This is a genomic window from Klebsiella sp. GB_Kp047 (genome assembly GCF_040065235.1).
GTDB lineage: Bacteria > Pseudomonadota > Gammaproteobacteria > Enterobacterales > Enterobacteriaceae > Klebsiella > Klebsiella quasipneumoniae.
Genome location: NZ_JBEAJG010000001.1, coordinates 403,471 through 428,240, shown reverse-complemented (window position 1 = coordinate 428,240; position 24,770 = coordinate 403,471). Strand labels below are relative to the sequence as shown.

General features: G+C 61.2%; 21 protein-coding genes and 1 pseudogene. 6 read left to right on the top strand and 16 right to left on the bottom strand.

The annotated features are described in order from the left end of the window. Positions 1-16 precede the first annotated feature (16 nt). The 3 genes from ABLV76_RS02080 to ABLV76_RS02070 are packed head-to-tail and all read right to left on the bottom strand — an operon-like array spanning position 17 to position 3,910. Complete coding sequence (locus ABLV76_RS02080; RefSeq protein ID WP_072500753.1) at positions 17-1,357, bottom strand: cytochrome c; 1,341 nt, start codon at positions 1,355-1,357, stop codon at positions 17-19. A gap of 10 nt (positions 1,358-1,367) precedes the next feature. Next, on the bottom strand, positions 1,368-3,152 hold the full coding sequence (locus ABLV76_RS02075) for a GMC family oxidoreductase (protein WP_002908285.1): 1,785 nt from the start codon (positions 3,150-3,152) through the stop codon (positions 1,368-1,370). Between the two features lie 2 nt (positions 3,153-3,154). Further along, positions 3,155-3,910: a gluconate 2-dehydrogenase subunit 3 family protein gene (locus ABLV76_RS02070; protein WP_017899589.1), complete on the bottom strand. Its 756-nt coding sequence runs from the start codon at positions 3,908-3,910 to the stop codon at positions 3,155-3,157. 501 nt (positions 3,911-4,411) lie between these two features. Here ABLV76_RS02070 and ABLV76_RS02065 point away from each other — a divergent pair. After that, positions 4,412-4,783 (top strand): VOC family protein, encoded by a 372-nt coding sequence (locus ABLV76_RS02065; RefSeq protein ID WP_017899590.1) that lies wholly within the window; start codon positions 4,412-4,414, stop codon positions 4,781-4,783. A 7-nt stretch (positions 4,784-4,790) separates the two neighbouring features. Here the strand turns inward: ABLV76_RS02065 and ABLV76_RS02060 are convergent, their stop codons facing one another. The 3 genes from ABLV76_RS02060 to ABLV76_RS02050 form a co-directional block, all read right to left on the bottom strand. Then, positions 4,791-5,861 carry an ABC transporter ATP-binding protein gene (locus tag ABLV76_RS02060; protein WP_043519856.1) on the bottom strand — a complete coding sequence of 357 codons (1,071 nt, stop codon included), beginning with the start codon at positions 5,859-5,861 and terminating at the stop codon, positions 4,791-4,793. After that, positions 5,854-7,623 carry an iron ABC transporter permease gene (locus tag ABLV76_RS02055; RefSeq protein WP_348878150.1) on the bottom strand — a complete coding sequence of 590 codons (1,770 nt, stop codon included), beginning with the start codon at positions 7,621-7,623 and terminating at the stop codon, positions 5,854-5,856. Before ABLV76_RS02055 ends, ABLV76_RS02060 begins: the two co-directional genes overlap by 8 nt. 74 nt (positions 7,624-7,697) lie before the next feature. Further along, positions 7,698-8,786, bottom strand: a complete 1,089-nt coding sequence (locus tag ABLV76_RS02050; RefSeq protein WP_004203017.1) for an ABC transporter substrate-binding protein — start codon at positions 8,784-8,786, stop codon at positions 7,698-7,700. 303 nt (positions 8,787-9,089) lie between these two features. Between ABLV76_RS02050 and ABLV76_RS02045 the strand changes: the two genes are divergently transcribed. Together ABLV76_RS02045 and fdhF are read left to right on the top strand one after the other, a co-directional pair. Next, positions 9,090-10,169, top strand: a complete 1,080-nt coding sequence (locus ABLV76_RS02045) for a malate/lactate/ureidoglycolate dehydrogenase (RefSeq protein WP_004203019.1) — start codon at positions 9,090-9,092, stop codon at positions 10,167-10,169. 246 nt (positions 10,170-10,415) lie between these two features. Further along, complete coding sequence (gene fdhF, locus ABLV76_RS02040; protein WP_060655977.1) at positions 10,416-12,566, top strand: formate dehydrogenase subunit alpha; 2,151 nt, start codon at positions 10,416-10,418, stop codon at positions 12,564-12,566. A gap of 43 nt (positions 12,567-12,609) precedes the next feature. On the opposite strand, the gene ABLV76_RS02035 is transcribed toward fdhF, so the two are convergent. Next, positions 12,610-13,767, bottom strand: a complete 1,158-nt coding sequence (locus tag ABLV76_RS02035) for a M20 aminoacylase family protein (RefSeq protein WP_004203021.1) — start codon at positions 13,765-13,767, stop codon at positions 12,610-12,612. Between the two features lie 296 nt (positions 13,768-14,063). Between ABLV76_RS02035 and ABLV76_RS02030 the strand changes: the two genes are divergently transcribed. The 3 genes from ABLV76_RS02030 (at position 14,064) to ABLV76_RS02020 (ending at position 16,247) form a co-directional block, all read left to right on the top strand. After that, complete coding sequence (locus ABLV76_RS02030) at positions 14,064-15,263, top strand: MFS transporter (protein ID WP_023318505.1); 1,200 nt, start codon at positions 14,064-14,066, stop codon at positions 15,261-15,263. Positions 15,264-15,378: 115 nt separating this feature from the next. Further along, entirely contained in the window at positions 15,379-15,813 is a 435-nt protein-coding gene (locus tag ABLV76_RS02025) for a VOC family protein (RefSeq protein ID WP_348878149.1), read from the top strand. A 41-nt stretch (positions 15,814-15,854) separates the two neighbouring features. Further along, positions 15,855-16,247: a VOC family protein gene (locus ABLV76_RS02020; protein WP_060655981.1), complete on the top strand. Its 393-nt coding sequence runs from the start codon at positions 15,855-15,857 to the stop codon at positions 16,245-16,247. 129 nt (positions 16,248-16,376) lie between these two features. Here ABLV76_RS02020 and ABLV76_RS02015 read toward each other — a convergent pair whose 3' ends face one another. The 9 genes and pseudogenes from ABLV76_RS02015 to ABLV76_RS01975 form a co-directional block, all read right to left on the bottom strand. Then, a complete protein-coding gene (locus tag ABLV76_RS02015; protein ID WP_025999180.1) occupies positions 16,377-16,964 on the bottom strand; it encodes a DUF1062 domain-containing protein in 588 nt (195 codons plus the stop codon). A gap of 299 nt (positions 16,965-17,263) precedes the next feature. Further along, positions 17,264-17,986 (bottom strand): amino acid ABC transporter ATP-binding protein, encoded by a 723-nt coding sequence (locus ABLV76_RS02010; RefSeq protein ID WP_002908374.1) that lies wholly within the window; start codon positions 17,984-17,986, stop codon positions 17,264-17,266. After that, on the bottom strand, positions 17,973-18,737 hold the full coding sequence (locus ABLV76_RS02005; RefSeq protein WP_004151161.1) for an amino acid ABC transporter permease: 765 nt from the start codon (positions 18,735-18,737) through the stop codon (positions 17,973-17,975). The genes ABLV76_RS02010 and ABLV76_RS02005 overlap by 14 nt, the downstream gene beginning before the upstream one ends. 63 nt (positions 18,738-18,800) lie before the next feature. After that, on the bottom strand, positions 18,801-19,568 hold the full coding sequence (locus ABLV76_RS02000) for a basic amino acid ABC transporter substrate-binding protein (RefSeq protein ID WP_004203029.1): 768 nt from the start codon (positions 19,566-19,568) through the stop codon (positions 18,801-18,803). 92 nt (positions 19,569-19,660) lie between these two features. Next, a pseudogene (locus ABLV76_RS01995) lies at positions 19,661-20,594 on the bottom strand (MurR/RpiR family transcriptional regulator). Further along, positions 20,560-21,537, bottom strand: a complete 978-nt coding sequence (locus tag ABLV76_RS01990; protein WP_074195275.1) for an ABC transporter substrate-binding protein — start codon at positions 21,535-21,537, stop codon at positions 20,560-20,562. Before ABLV76_RS01990 ends, ABLV76_RS01995 begins: the two are co-directional and overlap by 35 nt. Beyond that, on the bottom strand, positions 21,527-22,579 hold the full coding sequence (locus ABLV76_RS01985) for an iron ABC transporter permease (RefSeq protein ID WP_060655985.1): 1,053 nt from the start codon (positions 22,577-22,579) through the stop codon (positions 21,527-21,529). The genes ABLV76_RS01990 and ABLV76_RS01985 overlap by 11 nt, the downstream gene beginning before the upstream one ends. After that, the gene (locus ABLV76_RS01980; RefSeq protein WP_080841553.1) at positions 22,576-23,601 is read right to left on the bottom strand and encodes an iron ABC transporter permease; all 1,026 of its coding nucleotides are present in this window, start codon (positions 23,599-23,601) and stop codon (positions 22,576-22,578) included. Before ABLV76_RS01980 ends, ABLV76_RS01985 begins: the two co-directional genes overlap by 4 nt. Beyond that, a complete protein-coding gene (locus ABLV76_RS01975; protein ID WP_004203036.1) occupies positions 23,598-24,419 on the bottom strand; it encodes an ABC transporter ATP-binding protein in 822 nt (273 codons plus the stop codon). The genes ABLV76_RS01980 and ABLV76_RS01975 overlap by 4 nt, the downstream gene beginning before the upstream one ends. Positions 24,420-24,770: the final 351 nt, after the last annotated feature.

Here is a 24,770-nt window from a genome sequence, read left to right as displayed (position 1 = left end):
GACGCAACCCTGACGGTTACTGTCCGGCCCCCGGCAGCTTCGAGATATCAGCGTTGCCTAACGCCTTCTCATCGTGCGCCGCGGTCTCCTTACGCACCTTCGCCACATCGCTGGCGCTGACCGCCGGCGCGTTGTTGCCCCAGCTGGTGCGGATGAAGTTGACCACATCCGCCACCTGCTGGTCGTCCAGACGCCAGCCGAACGACGGCATGGTCAGGTTGGAGACCGCGTCTTTCACCGCCGGCGTGGTGCTCCCGGTCAGAACGATATGGATAAGCGAAGTGGCATCTTCGGTCTGCACCACCGGATTGCCCTTCAGCGACGGGAAGGCGCGTTTATAGCCTACGCCGTCGGTGCGGTGGCAGGCGGCGCAGTTATCGACGTACAGCGCGGCGCCGGTTTTGCTGTCGTTACCCTTCCACAGATCTTTCGCCACGCTGTCTTCCACCGGGGCTGGGGTCTGTTTGCCGCCGCGCGGCGGGAGCGACTTCAGATAGCGGGCGATGGCGGTGATGTCGTCATCAGAGAGATACTGCAGACTGTGCTCCACCACATCGCTCATGCCGCCGAAGACCACCGATTTATCGTTACGTCCGGTTTTCAGGAACTCGACCAGCTCGGCTTCGCTCCAGGTCCCCAGACCGTCGCGGTTTTCGCCGCGCAGGCTGGAGGCAACCCAGCCGTCAATCGGCGCATTGCTGCCCGCCAGGTAATCATCGCCTTCGCTTTCGCTGAGCGCTTTTTCCTGCATCGTCAGGCTACGCGGGGTATGACAGGCGCCGCAGTGGCCCAGGCCTTCCACCAGATAGCGGCCGCGCTCCAGCACCGGGTCAACCTGCGGGTTGGCGACAAAGTCGCTCGGCGTCGGCGCGAAGATGCCGCGCCAGAACGCCAGCGGCCAGCGCATCGACAGCGGCCACGGGATGTCGGTGTCCTTGTTGGCGACATTCACCGGCTCCACGCCGTGCATAAAGTAGGCGTACATGGCGCGCATGTCCGCTTCGCTGATCCGTGCGAACGAGGGATACGGCATCGCCGGATAGAGCGTGGAACCGTCTTTCCGCACGCCCTTGCGCACCGCGTCGTCGAACTCTTCGAAGGTGTACCCGCCAATGCCATGTTCTTTATCCGGCGTAATATTGGTGGAGTAGATGGTGCCGATCGGCGTCTCCATCGGCAGACCGCCGGCGAAAGGTTTGCCCGCTTTGCCGTTGGTGTGACAGGCGACACAGTCCCCCGCCCGCGCCAGATACTCCCCTTGCTTAATCAGATTGCTGTCCACAGGCGCCTCTTCGGCGAAGGCCGCGCAGCTCAATGCCCCAAGCACCAGGGCCGATAACCATTGCATTTTCATCATCTGCCTTCCTTTATGCCTGCACCAGGGGACCCGGATTTTTCAGATACTGCTCGCGGATCGCCTTCGCCGACCAGTAGGCCAGCGCGGCCACCGTGCCGGTTGGGTTATAGCCCAGCCCCTGCGGGAAAGCGGAGGCGCCGATGACGAAGACGTTATGCACGTCCCAGCTTTGCAGATAACGGTTAACGGCGCTGGTTTTCGGATCCTCCCCCATCACCGCCCCGCCGTTCATATGGGTGGTCTGGTAGGTGGTGGTATCAAAGTGGCTGTTGGCGTTTTTCGGGCTGCCGAGGATATATTTCGGCTTCATCGCTTTGGCGATCGGCGCCATCTTATCGAACATAAACTGCGCCATCTTGATGTCGTTTTCCTGCCAGTCGAAGGTCATGCGCAGCAGCGGCTGGCCAAAGACGTTTTTGTAGTTCGGATCAAGATCGAGGTAGTTCTGCCGATAGGACTGGTGCGCGCCGTGGGCATCCATCGACAGGTGATGGGTGTAGGTATCGGCCACCGCCGCTTTCCACTTGCTGCCCCACGCCGGGGTGCCCGGCGGTACCGGGAAACCGGAGATGGGCTTGGTCCCGGCCTGGTTGACCCAGAACGGCGAACCGCCGACAAAGCCGGCCGCGCCGTGGTCGAAGTTGTCGGCGTTGAAGTCGTCGACGCCGACGCCGTTGCCGCCCGCGCCGATAAACGGGTTGGTATAAGTGTCTTTGTCGAAAATGGCCTTGATGGTGGTCATGTTCTGGTAGGCGAAGTTACGCCCCACCACCCCTTCGCCGGTCTCCGGATTGTACGGTTTACCGATCCCGGAGAGCAGCATCAGGTGCACGTTATGGAACTGGAAGGCGCCGATGATCACCAGGTCCGCCGGCTGCTCCATTTCGCGCCCCTGGCCGTCGACGTAGGTCACGCCGGTGGCGCGGGATTTGTCGTCGGTCAGGTTGACCTTCAGCACGTTGGCGTTGGTCCGCAGCTCAAAGCGTTTTTCCTGGCGCAGCGCCGGCAGGATGTTCACGTTCGGCGAGGCTTTAGAGTACATGTAGCAGGCGTAGCCGCTGCAGAAACCGCAGAAGTTGCACGGACCCATCTGCGCGCCATAGGGGTTGGTATAGGAGTCGGAGGTGTTGGCCGACGGCAGGTTGTAGGGATGGTAACCCACCTCGAGCGCCGCTTTTTCAAACAGCTGCGCTGACCAGGTGTTTTTCTGCGCCGGCAGCGGGAAGTCGTCTGAGCGGTCCGGGGCGAAAGCGTTGCCGCCGCGGCCTTTACCGACGACCTTGCCCTTGATCGACCAGGCGGTCCCGGAGGTGCCGAACACTTTCTCCGCTTTATCGAAGAACGGTTCCAGCTCGTCGTAGGTGACGCCGAAATCCTGGATGATCATATCCTGGGGAATGAAGTTTTTGCCGTAGCGCTCTTCATAGTGGCTGCGCATCCGCAGTTCGATGGGATCGACGCGGAAATGGACGCCGGACCAGTGCAGCCCGGCCCCACCCACGCCGGTACCCGGCAGGAAAGCCGCCAGCTGGCGATACGGCACCGCCTGCTGGCTGGTGTTATGCCGGATGGTGACGGTGCTTTTCGACAGATCCTGGAACAGCTTGCGGCGGATGTTGTAGGTCAGCTCATCAATCACCTGCGGATAGGCGCCGTCCGGCCAGGTGTCGCGCATCGGGCCACGCTCCAGCGCCACGACGTTGAGCCCGGCTTCGGTCAGCTCTTTGGCCATGATCGCCCCAACCCAGCCGAAGCCGACGATCGCGACATCGGTTTTTTTCAATACGGTGGCCATGATTACGCCCTCTCCCCATTAATTGATACCGGCGGGAAGGGGTAGCGTTCGCCCCGTTCAACCCAGTCCATAAAGTCGGCGCGCGCGCCGGGAAAATTAATCAGCGTCCAGCCGACCATGCCTTTATTACCGCCATGGATCGGGTCGCTGAAGAAGCCTTCTCGGGTGTTCTGTAGCAGATAGGTGAAGAACAGCGAGGCCGGTAGCTGTTTGAACTCGGCTTTGCCGGATTCCCACAGGCCGAGGGCCTCGTCCTGTTGCTCGTTGCTCAGTTCAGCGAAGGTCTTGTGATACTTGTCCTGACACCACGCCTCGGCGTCGGCGATCCCGAGGTTATAGATCTGTTTGGGCACCAGCGGCAGCTGATAGCCCATCTCTTTCGGCACATCGGGGTTGAAGGGCCCCTGCATATACCAGATGGAGCCGGTGGCGTAAGGGGTATTGAGCTGGCGGTCGATAAACTCCGGCACGCCGGCCTCTTTGGCGCCGGGGCCAAGTTCATCCGCTGGGATCAGGCGCGCGACGGCGGCGTTGATAAACGCCCACTCACGGTCGTTGAAGAACTGCGGCTTCCAGTCGCTGGCCGCCGCCGTGTTTCCGGAGGCTGGCTCTGAAGCGGGGGCCGCCTGCGCGGTCGCGCTGGTGGCCACGCCAATGGCCCCTGCTCCCGCGCCGCCGATCACCACCGTCGGGATCAGCGCCATCGACTTCACCAGGAAATCACGCCTGGAATTGTTAGTTTTCTCGCTCGACATCATCACATTCCTGTCATTGAAAATTACTGTTTTTGTCGCAGACAAAACCAGTGAATGTCGTGCTGGAACCGATACCATTGCGCTTTTAAACCGCTTAGCGTCTGGCCCGGCCCGGCAAGTCGGATAAAACATCGCCAGAGGCGATATCATTTATAGGGTTATCGTTTGGATAGTAGACGATTCTCAACGAAACGCGGGAAATCGGAGAGAAATTCACCGGAATGTCATCGTGAGAAGGGTGCTGCCATAACCTTGAGGCGGTAAACCGGCGGCGTTCACACCGCGCTGAGCTTACCCATGCGCCAAAAAAGAGTGACTTGTATCACAAATGTTATTTTTTGTTTATGGTACATGGCAGATTAAACGCCTGTAAATACTCGTATTAGGAATAATTAAACATTTTGAGCTGTTAAAAAAGTTAATAACCGTTGTTAACTATTTTGCATCTATTTCCCGGCTAACGCGTTCGGCTGGCGATATCCCATCCGCAGGAGAAGAGAAGATATGTTCGATCATGTGAAATTCGGCGTCAGTGATTATGCCGCGAGCAAAGCGTTCTTTTTACAAGCCCTTGCCCCGCTTGGCGTAACGCTGGTCGGCGAAGGCGAGCCGACCTACGGCGCAGAGCTGGCCGGCAGCGGCGATGTCTCTCTATGCCTCTATCAAAGTACGGAGAAACCGGCGCCGCTGCACATTGCCTTTCGCGCCGACAGCCGCGAGCAGGTCGATGCCTTCTGGCAGGCGGCGCTGGCCGCCGGAGGAAAGGACAACGGCGCGCCGGGGTTACGACCAAACTACCACGCCAGTTATTACGCCGCCTTTGTGATTGCGCCAGACGGGCACAATATTGAAGCCGTGTGCCATCTGGCGTCTTAACCAGCGGTTACCGCTGCGGAAAAATCCACACATCCTCCGCCGGGAGCGTCAGATGACAGTGTTCGGCATCGCGCAGCGCCGTTCCGTAGGCGCGCAGCGGGAAATCGTCGCCCTCGGTGCGGAACAGGTACTCCCAGCGGTCGCCGAGGTACATGCTGGTCAGCAGCGGTAGCTGGAGACTGTTATCCTGCGCCGCGCCGTCCAGACGCAGGCGCTCCACGCGGATCACCGCCGTCGCCGGCTCGCCGACGCTAACCCCCTCGCCCGCTCGCCCCCACAGGCTCCAGCTGGCGCCTTCGATCCGCGCCCTGCCGTTCTCCAGCGCCATTACCTTGCCGTGCAGGCGGTTATTGCTGCCCATAAACTCGGCGGCGAACAGCGTCGCCGGGCTGCCGTACATCTCCTGCGGCGTCCCCTGCTGCTCGATGACGCCATTGTTCAGCAGCAGAATACGATCCGAGATGGCCATCGCTTCATTCTGATCGTGGGTGACCATCAGCGCCGACAGGCCCAGCTTAACGATCAGCTCGCGCAGAAACACCCGCGCCTCTTCGCGCAGCTTGGCGTCAAGGTTGGAGAGCGGCTCATCCAGCAGGATCACCGGCGGGTTGTAGACCAGCGCCCGGCCGATAGCCACCCGCTGCTGCTGGCCGCCGGAGAGCTGGTGCGGATGGCGGTTGCCAAGGTGCCCGAGCCCCAGCTGATCCAGCACGCGCTGCACCCGCTCTTTTATCTCCCCGGCGGCGACTTTACGCAGCTTCAGCGGATAGGCCACGTTGTCGAACACCGTTTTGTGCGGCCACAGGGCATAGGACTGGAACACCAGGCCGAGGTTACGCTCTTCGGCCGGGATTTCGCTGCGCGGCGTGCCGTCGTACACCGTGCGGTTGCCGATGGCGATCCGTCCGCTCGTCGGCTTCTCCAGCCCGGCCACCGCCCGCAGCAGCGTGGTTTTGCCGCTTCCCGACGGCCCCAGCAACGACACCACCTCTCCCCGGCCGAGCGTCATCGACACCCCTTTCAGCACCGGGTTGTCGCCATAGGTGAGATGCAGGTTTTCTACCGATAACTCAATCATGTAATTTCACTCCAAAGCGCAGGGCGATGCCAAGGCCAATCACCACCAGCAGAATATTGATAAAGGAGAGCGCCGCGACGATATCGATGGCCCCCGCCGCCCACAGCGACACCAGCATCGAGCCGATGGTTTCGGTACCCGGCGACAGCAGATAGACGCCGGTGGAATATTCGCGCTCAAAGATAAGGAACATCAGCAGCCAGGAGCCAATCAGCCCATAGCGCGACAGCGGGACGGTGACGTGGCGGGTGATCTGCCCCCGCGAGGCGCCGGTGCTGCGCGCCGCCTCCTCCAGCTCCGGGCCCACCTGCAGCAGCGTCGAAGAGATGAGCCGCAGGCCATAAGCCATCCATACCACGGTGTAGGCCAGCCAGACGCTGAAGATGGTGTTGCGCAGCGCGCGCAGCTGCACGATAAGGTGCTCCCGCAGCCAGTCGGCCACCGGCAGCGCCGAGAGCCAGCCGTGCTTCAGCGACTGATCGAGCCACATCGGCACAAACAGGAACACCCACAGGAAGGCCAGACCGGCCAGCAGCCCCGGCACCGCGCGCGGGACCAGTACGCTGTAATCAAGAAAGCGGGTGACGTTGTCCGCTTTGCGGTGCATGGCGATACCGACAAACAGATAGCAGATCACCGCCAGCGCGCCGCCGACGATGCCGATAGCCATCGAGTTGACGATCGCCCTCAGCAGGTTGGGCTGCTGCCAGATATTGTGGAACGTCGTCAGCGACAGCTCATCCCACAGCGACACGCCGACGCCCCAGTTGGAGATAAAAGCGCGCAGCGCCACGCCGAGCAGCGGCACGCCGATGGTCACCGTCAGCCAGGCCACTACCACCGCCCCGGCCACCCAGCGCCATTTGCCCAGCGGCAGCGCCCGCGCCTGCGACGCCTTGCCCTTCATGGTGACAAAGCGGTTGGCGGTGCGCATCAGCCGCCGCTGGAGCATCACCAGCGGGATGGTGATGCAGATCAGCACCACCGCCACCGCCGCCATCAGATGGTAGGAGGGGGTGCCGAGCTTGTTGGTCAGCTTGTAGAGATAGGTCGCCAGCACCATGTTGCCCTCGGGGTCGCCCAGCACCAGCATCAGACCGAAGACTTCCAGACCGAGGAAAAAGAGCAGCACGCAGGCGTAAAGAATGGACGGCCGCACCATCGGCAGACTCACCGAGGTCATCACCTGCAGCGGCGTGGCGCCGACGGTGCGCGCCGCCTCTTCCACGTCCGAGCCGACGCTGCGCAGCGCCGAGGAGATATAGAGATAGGCGTGCGGCACGTGGGTTAAGCCGGCGATGACCACAATACTGAACATCGAGTAGATATTCCACGGCACAAAGCCGATCAGCTGCTGCGCCCACTGTGAAAAGAAGCCTACCGGCCCGGCGGCCACCACGTAGCCAAAGCCCAGCACCATCGGCGAGACGAAGATCGGCACCAGGATCAGCGGCTCAATGAACCGCCGGCCGGGTAAATCGGTGCGTACCATCAGAAAGGCCAAAATACCGCCCAGTGGAATGGCGATAATCACCAGGCCAAAGGCCAGAATAAAGCCTGACCTTAACGCCAGATAAAAATCCGGGTCGGTAAAAATAAAGGCGAAGGCTTCCAGGCCCCAGGATTTGGAGCGGGAAAAGAACGGCGCGGAGAGAAAACTCTGCACCACAATAAATAACAGCGGGACATAAATCACCAGCGCCGTGATGCACACCACCACGCCGCGCGGCAGCCCCTGCCACTTTCTGCGTAATACATTCATGGTTCATCCCTTTGGTCAGGTGAATAAACCCGCCGGGTGTGAATAAGGGGCATCGGCGATGCCCCGGGGGAGGATTATTTCGCGGCGGCGCTGCGCCATTGTTTAATAAACTGCAGACGTTTTTGCGGCTGTAAATAATCCAGCAGCGTTTCGTTGACCGGGATCGGTTTTAACGCTTTGCCCAGCAGCGCGGTCATGCCGTCGATATCATTTTTGCCTTCAATATCGCGACGAATAGAGGGAATATCCGCCTGACTGGCGAGGATCTGCTGGCCTTTTTCCGACAGGACATAGTCCAGCCACAATTTTGCCGCATTGGGATGTTCGCTCTCCTGGCTAATAAACGAGACGCGGGAGAGCACCAGCACGTAATCTTTCGGATAGGCAATGCCTAAAGAGGGATCGTTTTTCGCCCGCGCTTCCGCATAGGAGCCAAGGATGTTATAGCCGATCAGGTTTTCGCCAGAGGAGACGCGCTCCATCATCGTGCCGGTGGAAGACTGCACCGTCAGGCCGCCTTTGGCGATATTCGCCAGGTCGGTAAAATAGTTCGCGTCGGCCTGGCTGTCCTGCACCGCCAGCATAAAGCCGAGGCCCGATTTTTCGATATCGTAGGTGGTGACTTTGCCTTTAAATTTATCGGCCTGGCTGGCGATCAATTTTGCCAGCGCGGTATGCGAATCCGGAACCTCATTCTGCGGGATCAGCCGTTTGTTATAGATAAATACCACCGGCTCGTAGGTGGTGCCATAGGCTTTCTGCTGCCACACCGCCCAGTCGGGCAATTGCTTCACCTCCGGCGAGGCATATTGTTCCGCGTATTCGGTGGCTAATTTCAGCGCCGTATCCATCGATGAGCTCCACACCACGTCCCCGCTGCCGCCCCCGGCGGCCTGCTCGCTGATATAGCGGTTATACAGCTCGGTGCTGTTCATGTCGTTATATTCGACTTTGACGCCCGGATATTGCGCTTCGAATCCTTTAATTAACGGCCCGGCGGCTTTGGTATCGGTTGTGGAATAGATCACCACCTTGCCCTCTTTGACGGCGGCATCAACCGTTTTTTGATAATCCGCCGGATAGCCCGCAGGCACCTCCGCCCAGGCGGCACAGGCGAAAACGGCCGTCAGTGAAACCACTAAACCACTTATTTTCTTATACATGATACCAACCTTTAATCATCAATTAATAAACACAAATTTAACATATAGTGGTATCAGCTGCCCTTGCAACGCCGGGGCTGGCTTTTTTCTGGCTTTTGTGACAGTGGCAGAATTTAAAAATGTGGTGTTTATGACGTTAATTAAAACGCGATCGCGGACCGGTTTTTTATCGTCTGGCGTATAACGCAGACGCTGGCGCAGTGGCGTGACGCCCGGAGCCCCCGCCCTTGACCTTCTGCGCCGGGCGGCGCAGCATAAAACGGCAAACATAACAAAATAACAACAGACTACAGGAGAGAATCAGTGCCAACAGGACACCGCTTTCTGGCGACGGATCTGCATCAGTTTGTCGTCTCACTGTTTACCCATCTCGGCAGCCGCTCAGAAGAAGCGACGCTGGTCGCCGACCACCTGATCGCCGCCAACCTGGCCGGGCATGACTCCCATGGCGTCGGGATGATCCCAAGCTATGTGAAATCCCATGCCGGCGGTTTTCTGCAGCTCAACCGCCACGCCACGGTCACCAAAGATGCCGGCGCCGTGGTCACCCTCGACGGCAACGCCGGCTTCGGCCAGGTAGTCGCCCACGAAGCGATGCAGTTAGGTATCGAAAAGGCGAAGCAGCACGGCATGGCGGCTATCGCCCTGCGCAATGCGCATCACGTCGGGCGCATCGGCTACTGGGCCGAGCAGTGCGCCGCCGCCGGACTGATCTCCATTCACTTCGTCAGCGTAATCGGCGACCCGATGGTCGCTCCGTTCCGCGGAAAAGACAGTCGCTTCGGCACCAACCCCCTGTGCGTGGTGTTTCCGCGAGAGGGCCATCCGCCGCTGCTGCTGGACTACGCCACCAGCGCCATCGCCTTTGGAAAAACCCGCGTCGCCTGGCACAAAGGGGAAGCCGTGGCCCCCGGCTGCCTGATCGACGCCGAGGGGTTGCCCACCACCGATCCGGCGGTGATGCAAACCTCGCCGCTGGGCGCCCTGCTCACCTTCGCCCAGCACAAAGGCTATGCCCTGGCGACGCTGTGTGAAGTGCTCGGCGGCGCGCTCTCCGGGGGGCAAACCACCCATCAGGAAAGCCTGCAGACCAGCGTCGACGCCATCTTTAACTGCATGACCACCGTGATCCTGCGCCCGGACGCGTTCGATGCCCCGGACAGCCAGGCGCAGACGGAGGCCTTTATCGCATGGTGTAAACAGTCGCCGCACGATCCCGATGCCCCGGTGCTGGCCCCCGGCGAATGGGAAGCCGCCAACCGCGAAGCGCGCCTGGCCGAGGGGATCCCGCTGGATGCGGGCAGCTGGCAGGCAATCTGCGCCGCCGCACGCGACGTCGGCCTGAGCGAGTCGCATATCACCCGCTGCCGCCCTCTCGCGTAGCAGCGTTTTCCCCCGCAGAGCGTCTGACGTCGGCGCTCTGCGTCATCGTCATTAGTGACGAGGTCACGCTCCCGTCATCATCCATCTGAAGTTTTTCATTATAAATCAACACATTAAAATCTGGCACGAGACCTGCATAGCGCAGCGGGCCTGCGTCCGCATCACCACCAGGCGATACCGCGATCGTTGCCCGTCGGGCCCGGCGCGACAGCGATCCTCTGTTCACTGTTAACAGGTCTGTTACTGATGAAAAAAATCACGAGCGTGTGCCCCTACTGCGGGGCGGGTTGCAAACTTAAACTGGTTGTCGACAACAATAAAATCATTCGCGCGGAAGCCGCCGACGGCGTCACCAACCAGAACCAGCTGTGCCTGAAAGGCTATTACGGCTGGGATTTTCTGAACGACACGCAGCTCCTGACGCCCCGTCTTAAACAACCAATGATCCGCTACCAGAAAGGCGGCGCCTTTACGCCGGTCAGCTGGCAGGAGGCGATTCGCTATACCGCCAGCAAGCTCAGGGAGATCAAAGAGAAGCATGGCCCGCGCGCCATCATGACCACCGGCTCCTCGCGCGGCACCGGCAACGAAACCAACTATGTGATGCAAAAGTTCGCTCGCGCGGTGCTGAACACCAATAACGTCGACTGCTGCGCCCGCGTCTGCCACGGCCCTTCCGTCGCCGGGCTACAGCAGGCGCTGGGCAACGGGGCGATGAGCAACTCGATAAGCGACATCGAAAACTCGAAGTGCCTGCTGGTCTTTGGCTACAACTGCGCCGACTCCCATCCCATCGTCGCCCGCCGGGTGATCAAAGCCCGGGAAAACGGCGCTAAGATCATCGTCTGCGATCCGCGACGCATTGAAACCGCACGCATAGCCGACCGTCATCTGCAGCTCAACAACGGCAGCAATATGGCGCTGGTGAACGCCTTCGGCTATGTGCTGCTGGAGGAGGAGCTGTACAACAAAGCCTATGTCGAACGCTACACCGAAGGGCTGGACGCCTACCGCGAGGCGGTGAAGGATTACGCCCCGGAAGCAGTGGAAGAGATTGTCGGGGTCAGCGCGCAGGCAATTCGCGAGGCGATGCGCATGTTTGCCGCCGCCCCTTCCGCCACCATTATGTGGGGCATGGGGGTCACCCAGTTTGGCCAGGCGGTGGACGTGGTGCGCGGCCTGGCAAGCCTGGCGCTGCTCACCGGCAACCTGGGGCGGGCGAACGTCGGCGTGGGCCCGGTTCGTGGGCAAAATAATGTGCAGGGCGCCTGCGATATGGGCGTGCTGCCGAACCTGTTCCCCGGCTATCAGGAGGTCACCGACCCCGCCGTGCGGGCCAAATTCGCCGCCGCCTGGGGGATCGACCCGGCGCAGATGGATGACCAGGTCGGCACCCGCATCACCGAAGTGCCGCATAAAGCGCTGACCGGCGAGATCAAAGCCTACTACATCATGGGTGAAGATCCGCTGCAGACCGAAGCCGACCTCGGCCTGGTGCGCAAAGGCATCGAGGCGCTGGACTTCGTGGTGGTGCAGGATATCTTCATGACCAAAACGGCGGAGATTGCCGATGTCCTGCTGCCGGCCACCTCCTGGGGCGAGCACGGTGGCGTCTTCACCTGCGCCGACCGCGGGTTTCAGCGGTTTGAACAGGCAATCCCTCCGGCGGGGAATGTGAAGCGCGACTGGGAGATCATCAGTCTGCTGGCCAGCGAAATGGGCTATCCGATGCACTATGAGAACAACCAGCAGATCTGGGACGAGATGCGCGAGCTCTGCCCGCTTTTCTACGGCGTGACCTGGGAGAAAATGGGCGATATGGGCCATGTTCAGTGGCCGTGCCCGACCCTCGACCACCCCGGCACGCCGTGGCTGTATAAAGACAACCGCTTCGACACCCCATCGGGTAAAGGGCAGCTGTTCGCCACCGCCTGGCGCGCGCCGGCGGAGCGTCCGGATGATGAATGGCCGCTGGTGCTCTGCACGGTGCGGGAGGTGGGGCACTACTCCTGCCGCTCGATGACCGGCAACTGCGCCGCGCTGCAGTCGCTGGCCGACGAGCCGGGACGGGTGCAGATGAATCCGGTGGATGCGCAACGGCTGGGGATCGCTGACAAACAGCTGGTGTGGGTTAGCTCCCGACGCGGGAAAGTCATCACCCGCGCCGATCTCAGCGATCGCATCAACCCGGGCGCGGTCTATATGACCTATCAGTGGTGGGTGGGCGCCTGCAATGAGCTGACCCAGGATAACCTCGATCCGATCTCCAAAACGCCGGAAACCAAATACTGTGCGGTGAAAGTGGAAGCGATAGCCGACCAGCAGTGGGCGGAGCGCTATGCCTGGACGGCCTACAGCGACATGAAAGCGCGACTGAAAGCCGCTGCCGACGTCTGACCTCAGGGAGCGCAGCGCGCTCCCTGCTGCCGCTGCCGGTGGGTTACGCCGCCGGCAGCTGTTTCTCCACCAGCGCCACCCACATCGCCACCCCGTGGCTAATCAGCGCATCGTTAAAGTCATAGCTGGCGTTATGCAGCGGCTTCGACGGCGTTTCGCCATCGGTGCCGATCCAGAAATAGGCCCCCGGACAGGCCTCCAGCATGCAGGCAAAATCCTCAGAGGCCATCGACGGCGCCTGGTTCCAGCGCACCGCCTCCGCGCCAAGGGTGGCGACCGCCACCTCGCGCAGCAGCTGCGCCTGCGGCGCATGGTTTTTGGTCACCGGATACCCCGGAAACCAGCTAATCTCGCCCTGCACATCGGACACCTGCGGCTGGGTCGCCACATAGCTTTCGATAAGCTCCCGCACGCGGGCGCGAACGCGATTGCTCAGGCAGCGGAAGGTGCCGCGCAGCACCACGGTGTCCGGCAGGACGTTGATCGCCTCGCCGCCGTTTATCTGGGTGATGCTGACCACCGCCGAATCCTGTGGCGACAGGCGGCGGGAAGGAATGGTCTGCAGCGCCATAATCAGCTGCGCCGCAGCGACGATCGGATCGGCCCCGCTCTCCGGCATCGCCGCATGGCAGCTTTTGCCGCGCAGGGTGATCTCGAAGGCGTCGAGGGAGGCCATCATCGCGCCATCGCTGAGCGCCACTTCGCCAAGCGGGATCCCCGGCCAGTTATGTAGCGCGTAAATCGCATCCATCGGGAAGCGTTCGAATAATCCCTCCTCCACCATTTTGCGCGCGCCGCCGAGGTTCTCTTCCGCTGGCTGGAAAACAAAGTGGACGGTGCCGCTGAACTGACGGGTCTGCGCCAGATGGGCGGCGGCCGCCAGCAGCATCGCGGTGTGGCCATCGTGGCCGCAGGCGTGCATGACCCCGGCGCGGCGCGAACGGTAGCTGACGCTCCCCAGCTCGGTGATCGGCAGGGCGTCCATATCGGCGCGCAGGCCGATGACCGGCCCGGGGCCGTTTTCCAGCGTCGCCACGACGCCGGTGCCGGCCAGCCCGCGATGAACCTGCAGGCCAAACGAGGCCAGCAGCTCGGCGACGCGGCGCGAGGTCTCCTGCTCCTGATATCCGAGCTCAGGCGCGGCGTGAAACTCACGTCGCCAGCCTGTGGCTTCGGCGATCAGTGACGGCGATACGGCCATGTATTACTCCTTTCCTGCATAGCGTAATGCTGAATAATTTGGTCATGCGTTGCGTTTTTACCCGTCGCTCACCGGCGTCGGGTCGCTGCCGCTCCCTCCGTTATATCCTGTCGCTAACACGCTGACAACGTCACGAAATGCGGCGGCGGCGCGGCGTACAGGCCTGCCGTCGCCCGGCGGCCCTTTTTTGGTAGTGATTTCAACGGTGACAACGGCCAGGCGATTAATTATTATGCAGCTCAGGACGGCAATTTGCCGAAGGATCCACTACTGACCTCTCCGTCATCGGAAATAAAATGTTTAACCCAGACCAGAATCGTCTTGCTCCCACGCTGGCGATGATCATGGCCGCGTCGCTCGTGGGATTTATCACCGGCTATACGGTGCCGTTAATCAGTCTTGAGCTGGCGCAGCAGCAGATCGCGCCGCTGTATGTCGGCCTGCTGGCCGCCCTGCCGCCCGCCGGCATGATGATCTCCTCTTTCCTCTCTCCTGCGCTGTGCCGGCGCGTTGAGATGGGCGTGCTGCTGAGCGGCAGTTTGATCCTGCTGGCGCTGGCGACCATCGCCTCATGCATGACCACCGATATGACGCTGCTTCTGCTGCCGCGCCTGCTGACCGGCCTGGCCTCCGGGGTCATTATCGTCCTCGGTGAAAGCTGGATCACCGGCGGCGCGGCAGGCAGCCAGCGCGCCACCCTCACCGGTATCTACGCCTCGGCCTTTACCGGCTGCCAGCTGGCCGGGCCACTGCTGATCTCCGTCGGCCCCGCCTGGCAGGCTTCGGCGCTGATGGCGATCGTCGCGGTCACCGCCGTCTGCCTGCTGATGCTGCGCCATCTGCCCACCGGCACCCGCGAAAGCCTTGGGGAGCGCGCCAGCTGGCGCAGCCTCGGCGCCTTCCTGCCGGTACTGGCCTCCGGGGTCTTCTGCTTCGCCTTCTTCGACGCCAGCATCCTCGCCCTGCTGCCACTGTACGGTATGGATAAAGGGCTTAATGAAGGAATGGCGGTGCTGCTGGTGACCGTGGTACTTACCGGGGATGCGATGTTCCAGACCCCGCTCGGCTGGCTGGCCGACCGGGTCGGCATTCGCCGCGTGCATCTGGCCTGCGCGGTGGTCTTCAGCCTGTCGCTGCTGGCTCTGCCGCTGATGCTCGGTTCGCGCATTCAGCTGATGGCCATTTGCCTGCTGCTGGGCGCCGCGGCGGGGGCGCTTTATACCCTGTCGCTGGTGCGGGCGGGGAAAACCTTCAGCGGACAGAAGCTGATTATGATTAACGCCCTGTTCGGCTTTTTCTGGTCCGCCGGCAGCGTCGCCGGGCCGGTAGTCAGCGGCATGCTGATCGGCATCACCGGCTACGATGGCCTGATCGCCACCCTGGTGGCCAGCGGCGTGCTGTTCCTGCTGATTCAGTGTCTGTGCAAAAACGAGAAAACCCTGCTCGCCAGCGAGCAGGAAGACGACATGGACGAAGCGACGGAGTCCGCGCAGTAGTCCTGACGGGCTGGCCTGGCGCCAGCCCTTTTTTTATGGCCCTTTCCTGAGGGTATCCTGTTCCTGCTGGCTCACTGCTATAACCATTGCCGGCCCCCTGCCGAGAGGAAATTCCATGGAAAGCATGACGTTACATCGTGGCAGATTGATCGATCATATCCTGCTGGTTGTCGAAGACTTTGAGGCAAGCAAAGACTTCTATACTGCCGTACTGTCGGCGCTGGAGATCCCGGTTATCACCACCGCCAATGAATACTTGCTGGCCGACGAACTGGTGGTGGCCTCACGCCACAGCCCGGAGGCTGCCGGGAAACTGACAGGACGCCACCACCTGGCGTTCCAGGCCAGAGATCGTGACAGGGTGGACGCTTTTTACCATGCGGCGCTGACCCATGGCGGCCGCGATAACGGCGCGCCTGGCGAACGACACTATCATCCTGATTACTATGCCGCTTTTGTGCTGGATCCGCAGGGGAATAATATTGAGGCGGTCTACCATGGCGAGGCTGAGCGCAGCGCCGGGTCTGTTGCGATCAGCTTCACGCAGTAAGCGGGCGAAAGACACCTTTTTGCCCGCAACAGGAGGACACTATGTTTTCATACATCATGTTGGGAACCAATGACCTGCCACGCGCCATCGAGTTCTATGACCCGTTAATGGCATTGCTGGGGCACCCCAAAGCCGGCCGTAACGAACAGGGAGCATCATGGGGCACCTTCAATGGCAACCACACCTGTGGGCTGTGCGTGGGCGTTCCTTTTGACCTGCAGCCTGCCGGGGTGGGTAATGGAACGATGGTGGCGCTTAACGCCCGCTCCGTCGAACATATTGCGGAACTGCATGCCCTCGCCCTGCAACTCGGCGGACGTGACGAAGGCGCTCCCGGTCATCGCCCACAATATGGCAACGGCTTTCACAGCGCCTACGTCCGCGATCCCGACGGCAATAAGCTGGCGTTTGTTTATTATGCGTCGGCAGCTTGAATGGCTGCTGCGGAAGTGCCTTTTTCAGGCAGTAATGCGTCATTCAGGACGGCCGACTTCGCCGTCCTGATTTCATTGAGAATCACGAAAAACCGCGGTTAAAGCGCTACGACTTCTCTCCCCGACGAGTTATCTACCGCGAAGTGATAACGTAATCCGGCGTCGCGCATACAGCGTTTCCGCCGCCAGCTGAAAATGATATTCCATCGCCTTCAGCTTTTTCGTCTTGAGCTGTTTTAGTGGAATACCCTCGATATGCCCTGTCGCGACCAACCACCGGATTTCAGCCGTACTCAGCTTGAGCTGCTTTTTCAGTATTGATAGCAGGCTGATGCGAAATGGCCGACTGACTCTGACGCGCACCGTTATCCGCGGGCACGCCATCAGCGTCACCGACCATTGCTCATGAATACGAAAATCAGGTTGCCCCGACGGCTCGGCGCGGTTGCGCTTCAGCGTCGCGAGGTCAGCGGCATAATAGTGAACCATAGCTGCATCGTTCTGCATCAAGCGCTGAAGCAGTTTACGGTTTATCTTGCTGACGTGCAGCCTGGAAAACAGGGCGATATTCCACGTGTAATCGCAGTGCGTGCATTTATAGATGCTCCAGATATCCAGCAGCTTCTTTTGCGAATTCACCCGGATGGCGCCGGAAGGTGCGAAGTCGCGTTTTACATTGCAGGCGGGGCAGCGTTTGGCAATGTGCTGATACCCCACGGGCGTGACCGTCCATGTAACTGTCATAACGTACCTTTTTTAACCCATACGAAACCGAGTCCGTCATTAACGGACCATGATTTTTGGCGTATGAAAAATAGTTAGTCGCTATTTTTCAGTGGGTTAAAAAAAGATTTCCAACGTTATATTCCTGAAGAAGCCCAAAGCGATACCCGGAGATTAACAAAGGGGTCATCGCGGGATATATGAGTTCAGTCAATGTTTATACTGATGATGAAAAACATCATCAGTATATTTGACAACACTCAGCGGGCTGGCCTGGCGCCAGCCCGCTCGGTTTACAGCACCTTGCTGAGGAACGCGGCGGTGCGTGGGTTGCTCGGCGCGCTAAAGATCTGCCCCGGCTTGCCCTCTTCCTGAATCACGCCCTGGTCGATGAAGATCACCCGGTCGGCCACTTCGCGGGCAAAGCCCATTTCGTGTGTCACGATCACCATGGTCATCCCCTCGCTGGCGAGGTTTTTCATTACCTCCAGCACGTCGCCCACCAGCTCCGGATCCAGCGCCGAAGTGGGCTCATCAAACAGCATAATCGACGGCTTCATCGCCAGCGCGCGGGCGATGGCTACCCGCTGCTGCTGGCCGCCGGACAGGCTCGAGGGCCAGGCGTCGCGCTTATCGCTTAAGCCCACCTTCGCCAGCAAGGCTTCCGCCAGGTCGACCGCCTGCTGGCGCGGCATATTGCGCAGATTCATCGGCGCCATAATCAGGTTTTCCAGCACCGTCATATGCGGGAACAGGTTAAAGCGCTGGAACACCATGCCAACGCTTTCGCGCATCTTGTTGAGGTCGGTAGTGCGGTCGTGAGCGGCAAAGCCGTTGACCACCACCTCGCCTTCGCTGACCGTCTCCAGGGCATTCATGCAGCGCAGGAAGGTACTTTTCCCCGAGCCGGACGGGCCGATGATGCACACCACTTCCTGCGGTTTAATATCGCAGCTGATGCCGCGCAGCACGTGGCTGTCGCCGAAGCGCTTATGTAAGTTATTAATGTGAATCACTTTTGCCAAACCTCTTTTCCAGACGGTTAACCAGCTGCGCCAGCAGGAAGGTGATCACCCAGTAGACCAGGGAGATGGTCAGGTAGGGTTCCCAGTAGGTGGCGTAGGCGCCGGAAACGGTGCGCGCGGCGTAGGCCAGATCGGCCAGGCCAATCGCCGAGGCCAGCGACGAGTCTTTAACAATGGCGATGGCGTTGTTGCCCAGCGGCGGCAGAATGCGGCGAAACGCCTGGGGCAGGATCACCTTGCGCATGGTTTTCCACCACGGCATGCCCAGCGCGCGGGAGGCCTCCATCTGCCCTTTGTCGATCGACTGGATGCCGGCGCGGAAAATCTCCGACACATAGGCCCCGGCGTTAAGGGTGATCGCCACGATGCAGGAGAGGAACGCCCCGTAGCTGGCGCGCAGCTCGCGGGCAAAGTCGGCGCTCATCAGGCCGCTGGTCACCAGCAGGCCGTCGCGCGGGTTGATAAATAGCGGCACCAGCGCAAAGTGCACCACCATGATCTGCACGAACAGCGGCGTACCGCGGAAGGCGCTAACGTAAAAGCGCACCGGAAACTGCACCAGGTAGCGGAGAATATATTTCCACGGCCCGTGCTCGGCCTTCGCCATCCGTCCGAGACCGAGGGTTAACCCCCACAGCGTCCCGAGGATCACGCAGATAATGGTACATTTAATCGTCATCAGGGCGCCGTCCACAAACAGCGGGCCGTACTCCTCGATGATCTCCCAACGGAATCCCGTCATAGTCCTTCCCTAAAAAATACGGCTATCGCCTGGGCGATAGCCGTGGTCACTGAAAAAGGTGGGTTATTGCGCTGGCAGCGTCGGCACGTTGTCGTCGAACCAGGTTTTATAGATTTTGGCGTAAGTCCCGTCGGCAACGATCTTCTGTAGACCGGCGTTGATTTTGCCCAGCAGTTCGCTGTTGCCTTTCGCTACCGCGATACCGAAATACTGACGTTCGAATTTGGCATCCGGCACCAGCTTGAACTGCTTCTCCGGGTGCTGTTTGATGTAGTACTTCACCACCCCGACGTCACCCACCGCGGCGCTGACGCCGTCCTCGAACAGTTCCTGGAGCATCAGCGGGGTATTGTCGAAGCGCTTGATCGCCGTGCTGTTCTTGCCCAGCACCTCAGAAACCACGATATCGCCGGTGCTGGAGTTCACCACCCCGACCTTCTCGTTTTTCAGGGCCGCCAGCGAATCCACCTTCGAGTCCTGGGCGACGACGATAGACTGCTCAGCCGGGAAGTACGGCGCGGAGAAATCGACCATCTGTTTGCGTTTATCGGTGATGGTGATCCCGGAGATGATGATGTCGCGGTCGCCGGTGTTCAGCGTGGCGAAGATGCCTTCCCATGGGGTATTGACCAGCTTGACGTCAAAGCCTTCGGCTTTGGCGATGGCTTTAATGATGTCGATGTCGAAACCTTCCAGCTGTTTCTGGCTGTTTTCAAATTCAAACGGCCGGTAGGTGCCGCCGGAGCCGACGGTATAGGTTTCCGCAGCCGCCTGTCCGGCTGCCGTCAGCGCGGCCATCATGAAACACGCTTTGAGCAAATTCTTGACCATGAGATTTCCTTTTTATGCATTTATTTTGCATAAAAATACACACACTGACTTTTATATGCAACCGGAAACCTTCCCGCTGGTGAATTATCTTATCAACTGCCGCGTTTACCGCCGGATTTACCAATGGCCCGGTGCAGGTCGTTGATTCGCTTCAGGGATTTCACCGTTTTTTGTGGCGTGGTGGAGGCCACCGACAGAACAATCATCTCCAGACACACCAGCACCGTGCCGTGCAGCGGCATCCGGCTACTGTCCCCGCCGCGCGGGACGTCAATCACCACCTGCGCCTCCTGGCTGAAGCGCGAGTCCACCGCCTGGGTCAGCAGGATGGTCGGAATACCCAAGCGCTTCGCCTCGCGCAGGGTGGTCATCCCCTCACGATGGGGCGATTTTTGCCCCATCATGATCAGCACATCGCCGCGCTGCAGGCCGATGAGCTGCTCGGCGAGGCTGAAACCCGTGCGGTTCATCACATACGCCGGCAGGCCAATGCGGCTGAACAGCCGGGCGGTGTACTCGGCGAGGATCCCCGAGGCGCCGATACCGAAGATCCCCACCTGCCGTGCGTCGCTGAGCAATGCCACCGCCTGAGCCACCGCCGCGCGGTTGTCGGCCCGCGACAGGACCTCGCAAACCCGTTGATGGCCTTCCAGCACAAAATCAATACTGGAATTGACGTCGCTGGAGAGCGCGGTGACCGTGGAGCGCATCTTTTCCGCCGAGGTGACCGAGGTGCCGAACCAGCGCTCCATGGTCTGCTTAAGCTCGCGCAGCCCGGCGAAGCCCAGCGCCTGGATGGCGCGCACCACCGTGGCGTCGGAGGTCTGGGTCGCAGCGGCGATCTCCATCGCCGTCTGCTCCAGCACCACCTCGCGGTTGTCGTTGATATAGCTGACCACGGCCCGCAGTCGGGGAGAGAGCTGATGCGCCCGGGCGCGATAGCGTTCGCCGAACAGGTCGACCCGCCCCTTCTCTTTTTTTACCGCGCTTTTCATTTGGCCTCCGCCGGGAGCGGCCTGCCGGCAATATGCGACTGCACCTGGGCCACCATCAGGGAGAGCGCGGCGTAGGAGTTGGAGATCACCTCCTCCCGCGGCAGCAAAATATAGTGCCCTGTGCGGCAGGCGCGCATAAAGTCGCACCAGCCGGGCATCACCGCTTCCATCGCCTGCAGCTCATCCTGCGGCTTACCGCCAGTATCCGACCGCCAGGTGGCGAAGACAAAATCGGCGTCCAGCTCCGGCAGCTGTTCCGCGCTGACGTCAATGCGCTGGCCGTCGGGGATCCGCTCAATCAGCGGCGGAAAGCGGAACCCGGCGTCGCGCAGCACCCGGCCCAGGGCATGATACGAATGATGCACCGTGACCTTGCCATTGTTCGCCTGGATCACCGAGACGGTGTACTGAGAAGGGTTGACCATCGCTTTCAGCTGCTTGATTTGTTCCTGATAGCGACGCTCAAGGATCGCCAGCCGCGGCTGGGTGCTGGTCAGCTGGGCCAGCTTGCGGTAAATCTCCGGGGCGCTGCCCTGCAGATGGTCGATACTCACCGTCGGGGCAATCTTCTCCAGCTGCTCCACCGACACGTGGCGGCTGGGCTCGGTGATGATCAGATCCGGCCTGACGGCAGCCACCGCTTCCAGATCGATATCGGCGGTGCCAATAAAGCGGATATCGCTGTTATCGAAATCGACACCGGTGAGCTGGGCGCTGGAGCGCAGATAGTGGCTGCCGTCCGGGCGCGTGCGGCCGTGGCTGGCGATCGGTGGTACCCCGAGCTCAATCAGCGGAATAGTAATATCGAGATCGTGCATCGAAACAATGCGCTGCGGATGCAGCGGGACGGTGACCGTGCGGCCTAAATCATCGGTAAAAGTTTGAGTATGTGGGTCGGCGGCGCTGACGGCCCCCGTCAGCAACAGCAGCAATGAGACGAACCAACGCATAATACCTTCCTGATTAAAGGGCATCACGGCGACGCCAGAGCAAGACAACAAAGAACGGGCAGCCCACCAGGGCAATCACAATCCCCGCCGGGATCTGCAGCGGCGCAAACGCCAACCGGCCAAGGGTATCGGTCGCCAGCACCAGCAAGGCGCCAATCAGGGCGCTGCCGCTCAGCAGCGAGACCTGGCCGCCGCGCAGCACGAAACGCGCCATATGCGGCGCCATCAGGCCCACAAAGCCCAGGCTGCCGACGCAGGAGACGCTGGCCGAGGTCAGCAGCACCGGGGCGAAAAAGCGCAGCAGAGTCAACTGCTGCAGACGCACCCCGAGGCCGATGGCGGTTCGGTCGCCCAGCAGCGCCGCGTCCGCCGCCCGGGCGGTACAGAACAGGATGATGGCCCCGGGCAGCGCCCAGCAAAAGGCCACCGCCAGCAGCGGCCAGGTGGCGGCCTGCAGGCTGCCCGCCAGCCAGATCATCGCCGTCTGCACGTCGCGTACGTCGGCGGTGGTCATAAAGATGCCGACCGCCGCCGCCAGGGTCCAGGAGACGCCGATGCCAATTAAAATAAAGCGCGGCCGCGAGCAGTCGCGGGCCAGCGTCAGGACCAGCAGGGCCACCGCCACGCCACCGACCATCCCCGCCAGCGGCCGCCAGACCAGGCCTACCGCCGGGAAAAACAGCACCAGCGCCAGGACCACGATGCTGGCCCCCTCTTTAACGCCGATCAGCCCCGGGTCGGCCAGCCCGTTGCGGGTGATACTCTGCATCGCCGCGCCGGCCAGCCCCAGCATGGCCCCGCACAGCAGCGCCATCAGGATCCGCGGCAGGCGGATATCAAACAGAATAAAGCGCGGCTGCTCGCCCATCTCCTGTGGCGCCAGCAGGGCCTGCGCCAGCGTCGATGCGGGCAGCGGATAGCTGCCGCGGCTGAGGCTGTACAGCCCGAGCGCCAGCAGCATCAGCAGCATAAAGGCGGCAATTTTCAGCGCCGCCGGGCGCAGCAGCAGCTGGCGGGAAGCGAAAAGCAGCGGCCGAAAACCGGCCCGGTGAACGGCGCGCGTCATTTAAAAAACCTCGCGGCGATAAAGATAAACAACGGTGCGCCCACCAGGGCGGTCATCGCCCCGGTGGCCAGCTCCTGCGGCGCGACCAGCGTCCGGGCGGCGATATCTGCCAGGAGCAGCACCAGCGCCCCCACCGGCGCCGCCAGGGGCAGCGCCAGGCGGATATCTTCCGTCACCAGACGGCGCACCACGTGCGGCACCACCAGCCCGACGAAGCCGATCGGTCCGGCCACCGCCACCGCCGCGCCGCAGAGCAGCGCAATCGCCAGCAGGCCCAGCAGCCGCGTCTGGACGAGGTTCACGCCGAGGCCCAGCGCCACCTTATCCCCCAGCGCCAGCACGTTAAGGCGCGGGGCAAGGAACAGCGCGACGCCAAGGCCGATCAGCGCCGGGACCAGCGCCGTCCACAGCGTGCTCCAGTTCAGCCCGGCCAGATCGCCCGCCAGCCAGGTGCGCATCGCCAGCAGCGTTTGTTCATCGAGAATTAATATCGCCGCCGTCACCGCCGACGCAAACGCCGACAGCGCTACCCCGCACAGCGTGATGCGCAGCGGCGTCGCTCCGCCGCGACCGGCAGAGGCCAGCACCATCACCCCGCCGAACAGCAGTGCCGCGCCGCAGGCGGCGGTCAGCGGCCGCGCGGCGGGGAAAGCGCCGAGAGAGAGCCCCAGCGCGGAGGTCGCCACCACTGCCAACGACGCGCCGGCGTTAAGGCCGAGGATATGCGGCTCGCCCAGCGGGTTGCGGATCACCGTCTGCAGCAGCAGCCCGGCGACGCCGAGCGCCGCGCCGGTCAGCAGCGCCGCCGCCAGCCGCACCAGGCGCAGTTCGACGATAATCCGCTGCTCGAAATTGCGCGGATTGTACTCCAGCAGCGCCTGCAGCACCGTCTGCGGGGCGATCCAGCGGGCGCCCAGGCCAAGATGCACCAGCGAACCGGCGATAAGCAGCAGCGTAAGCAGGAGCAGCGCCAGTCGGGGACGGGCGCGCCGCCGCGCGGAAAGCAGGAAAGTCACGCTCATTGCGCCGCCGCCTGGCGGGCGCGAAACGGCATAAAGAAGGGTTTGCCGGTTTGCGGGTTAATCGACATCTGCACGTCAACGTCAAACACGCGTTTAATCAGCTCAGGGCTACAGACTTCGTTGTCGCTAATCGTACCGGCGATGCGCCCCTGTTTGAGAAACACCAGCAGATCGGCGTAGTTCACGGCAAAGTTGAGGTCATGGAGCACCGTCACCACCGTGCGGCCATGTTCGCGGGTCAGGGTCTGGAGCAGCTCGAGGATATCGACCTGATAGCGCAGATCGAGCCAGGTGGTCGGCTCATCGAGCAGAATGGTGGCCGTTTGCTGGGCCAGCGCCATGGCGATCCAGCAGCGCTGACGCTGGCCGCCGGAGAGGCTGTCCACCGGCAGATGAGCGAACTCGCGGGTGCCCGTTAAGCGCAGCGCCTCCTCCACCGCCAGCTCATCGGCGTCTGACCACTGGCGCATCAGACCCTGCCACGGATAGCGCCCACGCGAGACCAGCTCGAAAACCGTTAACCCTTCCGGGGTCAGCGGCGATTGCGGCAGGATCCCGAGCTGGCGCGAGACGGCCTTCGTCGGCATCTGATGAATGGCTTGCCCGTCCAGACGCACGCAGCCGCCGAGCGGCTTCAGCATCCTGGCGATAGTCGACAACAGCGTGGATTTGCCGGAGCCGTTCGCCCCTGCCAGCACCGTCATTTTGCCGCTGGGGATGGTCAGGTTGATGTCGTCAACGATCAGGGTCTGGCCGTAGCCGGCTGACAGGGCATCCAGTACGATCCCCTGCTCTGCAGGTGTCACCCGCTGTGGCATAACTCGCTCCTGCGCCGCAGCGTTCCAGGCGATGGCTGGACATTCTGCAGTCAAATCAAAATAAATCTCATTCTCTTTTGATCATGACGGGGATGAATGTAGTAGTCAATAGTCGCCATCGTCTTCCTGCGGGGACGCTGACTACAGCGAGGCTGCGCCAACGAAAAATAATTTAAATAAAATAATATCAAAGAGATAACTACATAATGCTCCCTACTGGAGGCGTTTAAAACGTCCTGTTCCTCGCCGCTGAAATTTTATCTTGCATAACGTTTACTACTACATCCCTTCATGGTTGAATGATTCTCAATTACACATATAAAGGCGCGTTCAGACGCTAAACCACGTGTT

Bases quoted from the DNA above. Each gene is read 5' to 3' on its own strand.
- ABLV76_RS02070 (WP_017899589.1), bottom strand. From the start codon at position 3,910: ATGATGTCGAGCGAGAAAACTAACAATTCCAGGCGTGATTTCCTGGTG.
- ABLV76_RS02055 (WP_348878150.1), bottom strand. From the start codon at position 7,623: ATGAATGTATTACGCAGAAAGTGGCAGGGGCTGCCGCGCGGCGTGGTG.
- ABLV76_RS02020 (WP_060655981.1), top strand. From the start codon at position 15,855: ATGTTTTCATACATCATGTTGGGAACCAATGACCTGCCACGCGCCATC.
- ABLV76_RS02050 (WP_004203017.1), bottom strand. From the start codon at position 8,786: ATGTATAAGAAAATAAGTGGTTTAGTGGTTTCACTGACGGCCGTTTTC.
- ABLV76_RS02025 (WP_348878149.1), top strand. From the start codon at position 15,379: ATGGAAAGCATGACGTTACATCGTGGCAGATTGATCGATCATATCCTG.
- ABLV76_RS01990 (WP_074195275.1), bottom strand. From the start codon at position 21,537: ATGCCCTTTAATCAGGAAGGTATTATGCGTTGGTTCGTCTCATTGCTG.
- ABLV76_RS02005 (WP_004151161.1), bottom strand. From the start codon at position 18,737: ATGACGGGATTCCGTTGGGAGATCATCGAGGAGTACGGCCCGCTGTTT.
- ABLV76_RS02080 (WP_072500753.1), bottom strand. From the start codon at position 1,357: ATGATGAAAATGCAATGGTTATCGGCCCTGGTGCTTGGGGCATTGAGC.
- ABLV76_RS01975 (WP_004203036.1), bottom strand. From the start codon at position 24,419: ATGCCACAGCGGGTGACACCTGCAGAGCAGGGGATCGTACTGGATGCC.
- fdhF (WP_060655977.1), top strand. From the start codon at position 10,416: ATGAAAAAAATCACGAGCGTGTGCCCCTACTGCGGGGCGGGTTGCAAA.
- ABLV76_RS02035 (WP_004203021.1), bottom strand. From the start codon at position 13,767: ATGGCCGTATCGCCGTCACTGATCGCCGAAGCCACAGGCTGGCGACGT.
- ABLV76_RS02065 (WP_017899590.1), top strand. From the start codon at position 4,412: ATGTTCGATCATGTGAAATTCGGCGTCAGTGATTATGCCGCGAGCAAA.
- ABLV76_RS02030 (WP_023318505.1), top strand. From the start codon at position 14,064: ATGTTTAACCCAGACCAGAATCGTCTTGCTCCCACGCTGGCGATGATC.
- ABLV76_RS01985 (WP_060655985.1), bottom strand. From the start codon at position 22,579: ATGACGCGCGCCGTTCACCGGGCCGGTTTTCGGCCGCTGCTTTTCGCT.
- ABLV76_RS02000 (WP_004203029.1), bottom strand. From the start codon at position 19,568: ATGGTCAAGAATTTGCTCAAAGCGTGTTTCATGATGGCCGCGCTGACG.
- ABLV76_RS02060 (WP_043519856.1), bottom strand. From the start codon at position 5,861: ATGATTGAGTTATCGGTAGAAAACCTGCATCTCACCTATGGCGACAAC.
- ABLV76_RS02075 (WP_002908285.1), bottom strand. From the start codon at position 3,152: ATGGCCACCGTATTGAAAAAAACCGATGTCGCGATCGTCGGCTTCGGC.
- ABLV76_RS01980 (WP_080841553.1), bottom strand. From the start codon at position 23,601: ATGAGCGTGACTTTCCTGCTTTCCGCGCGGCGGCGCGCCCGTCCCCGA.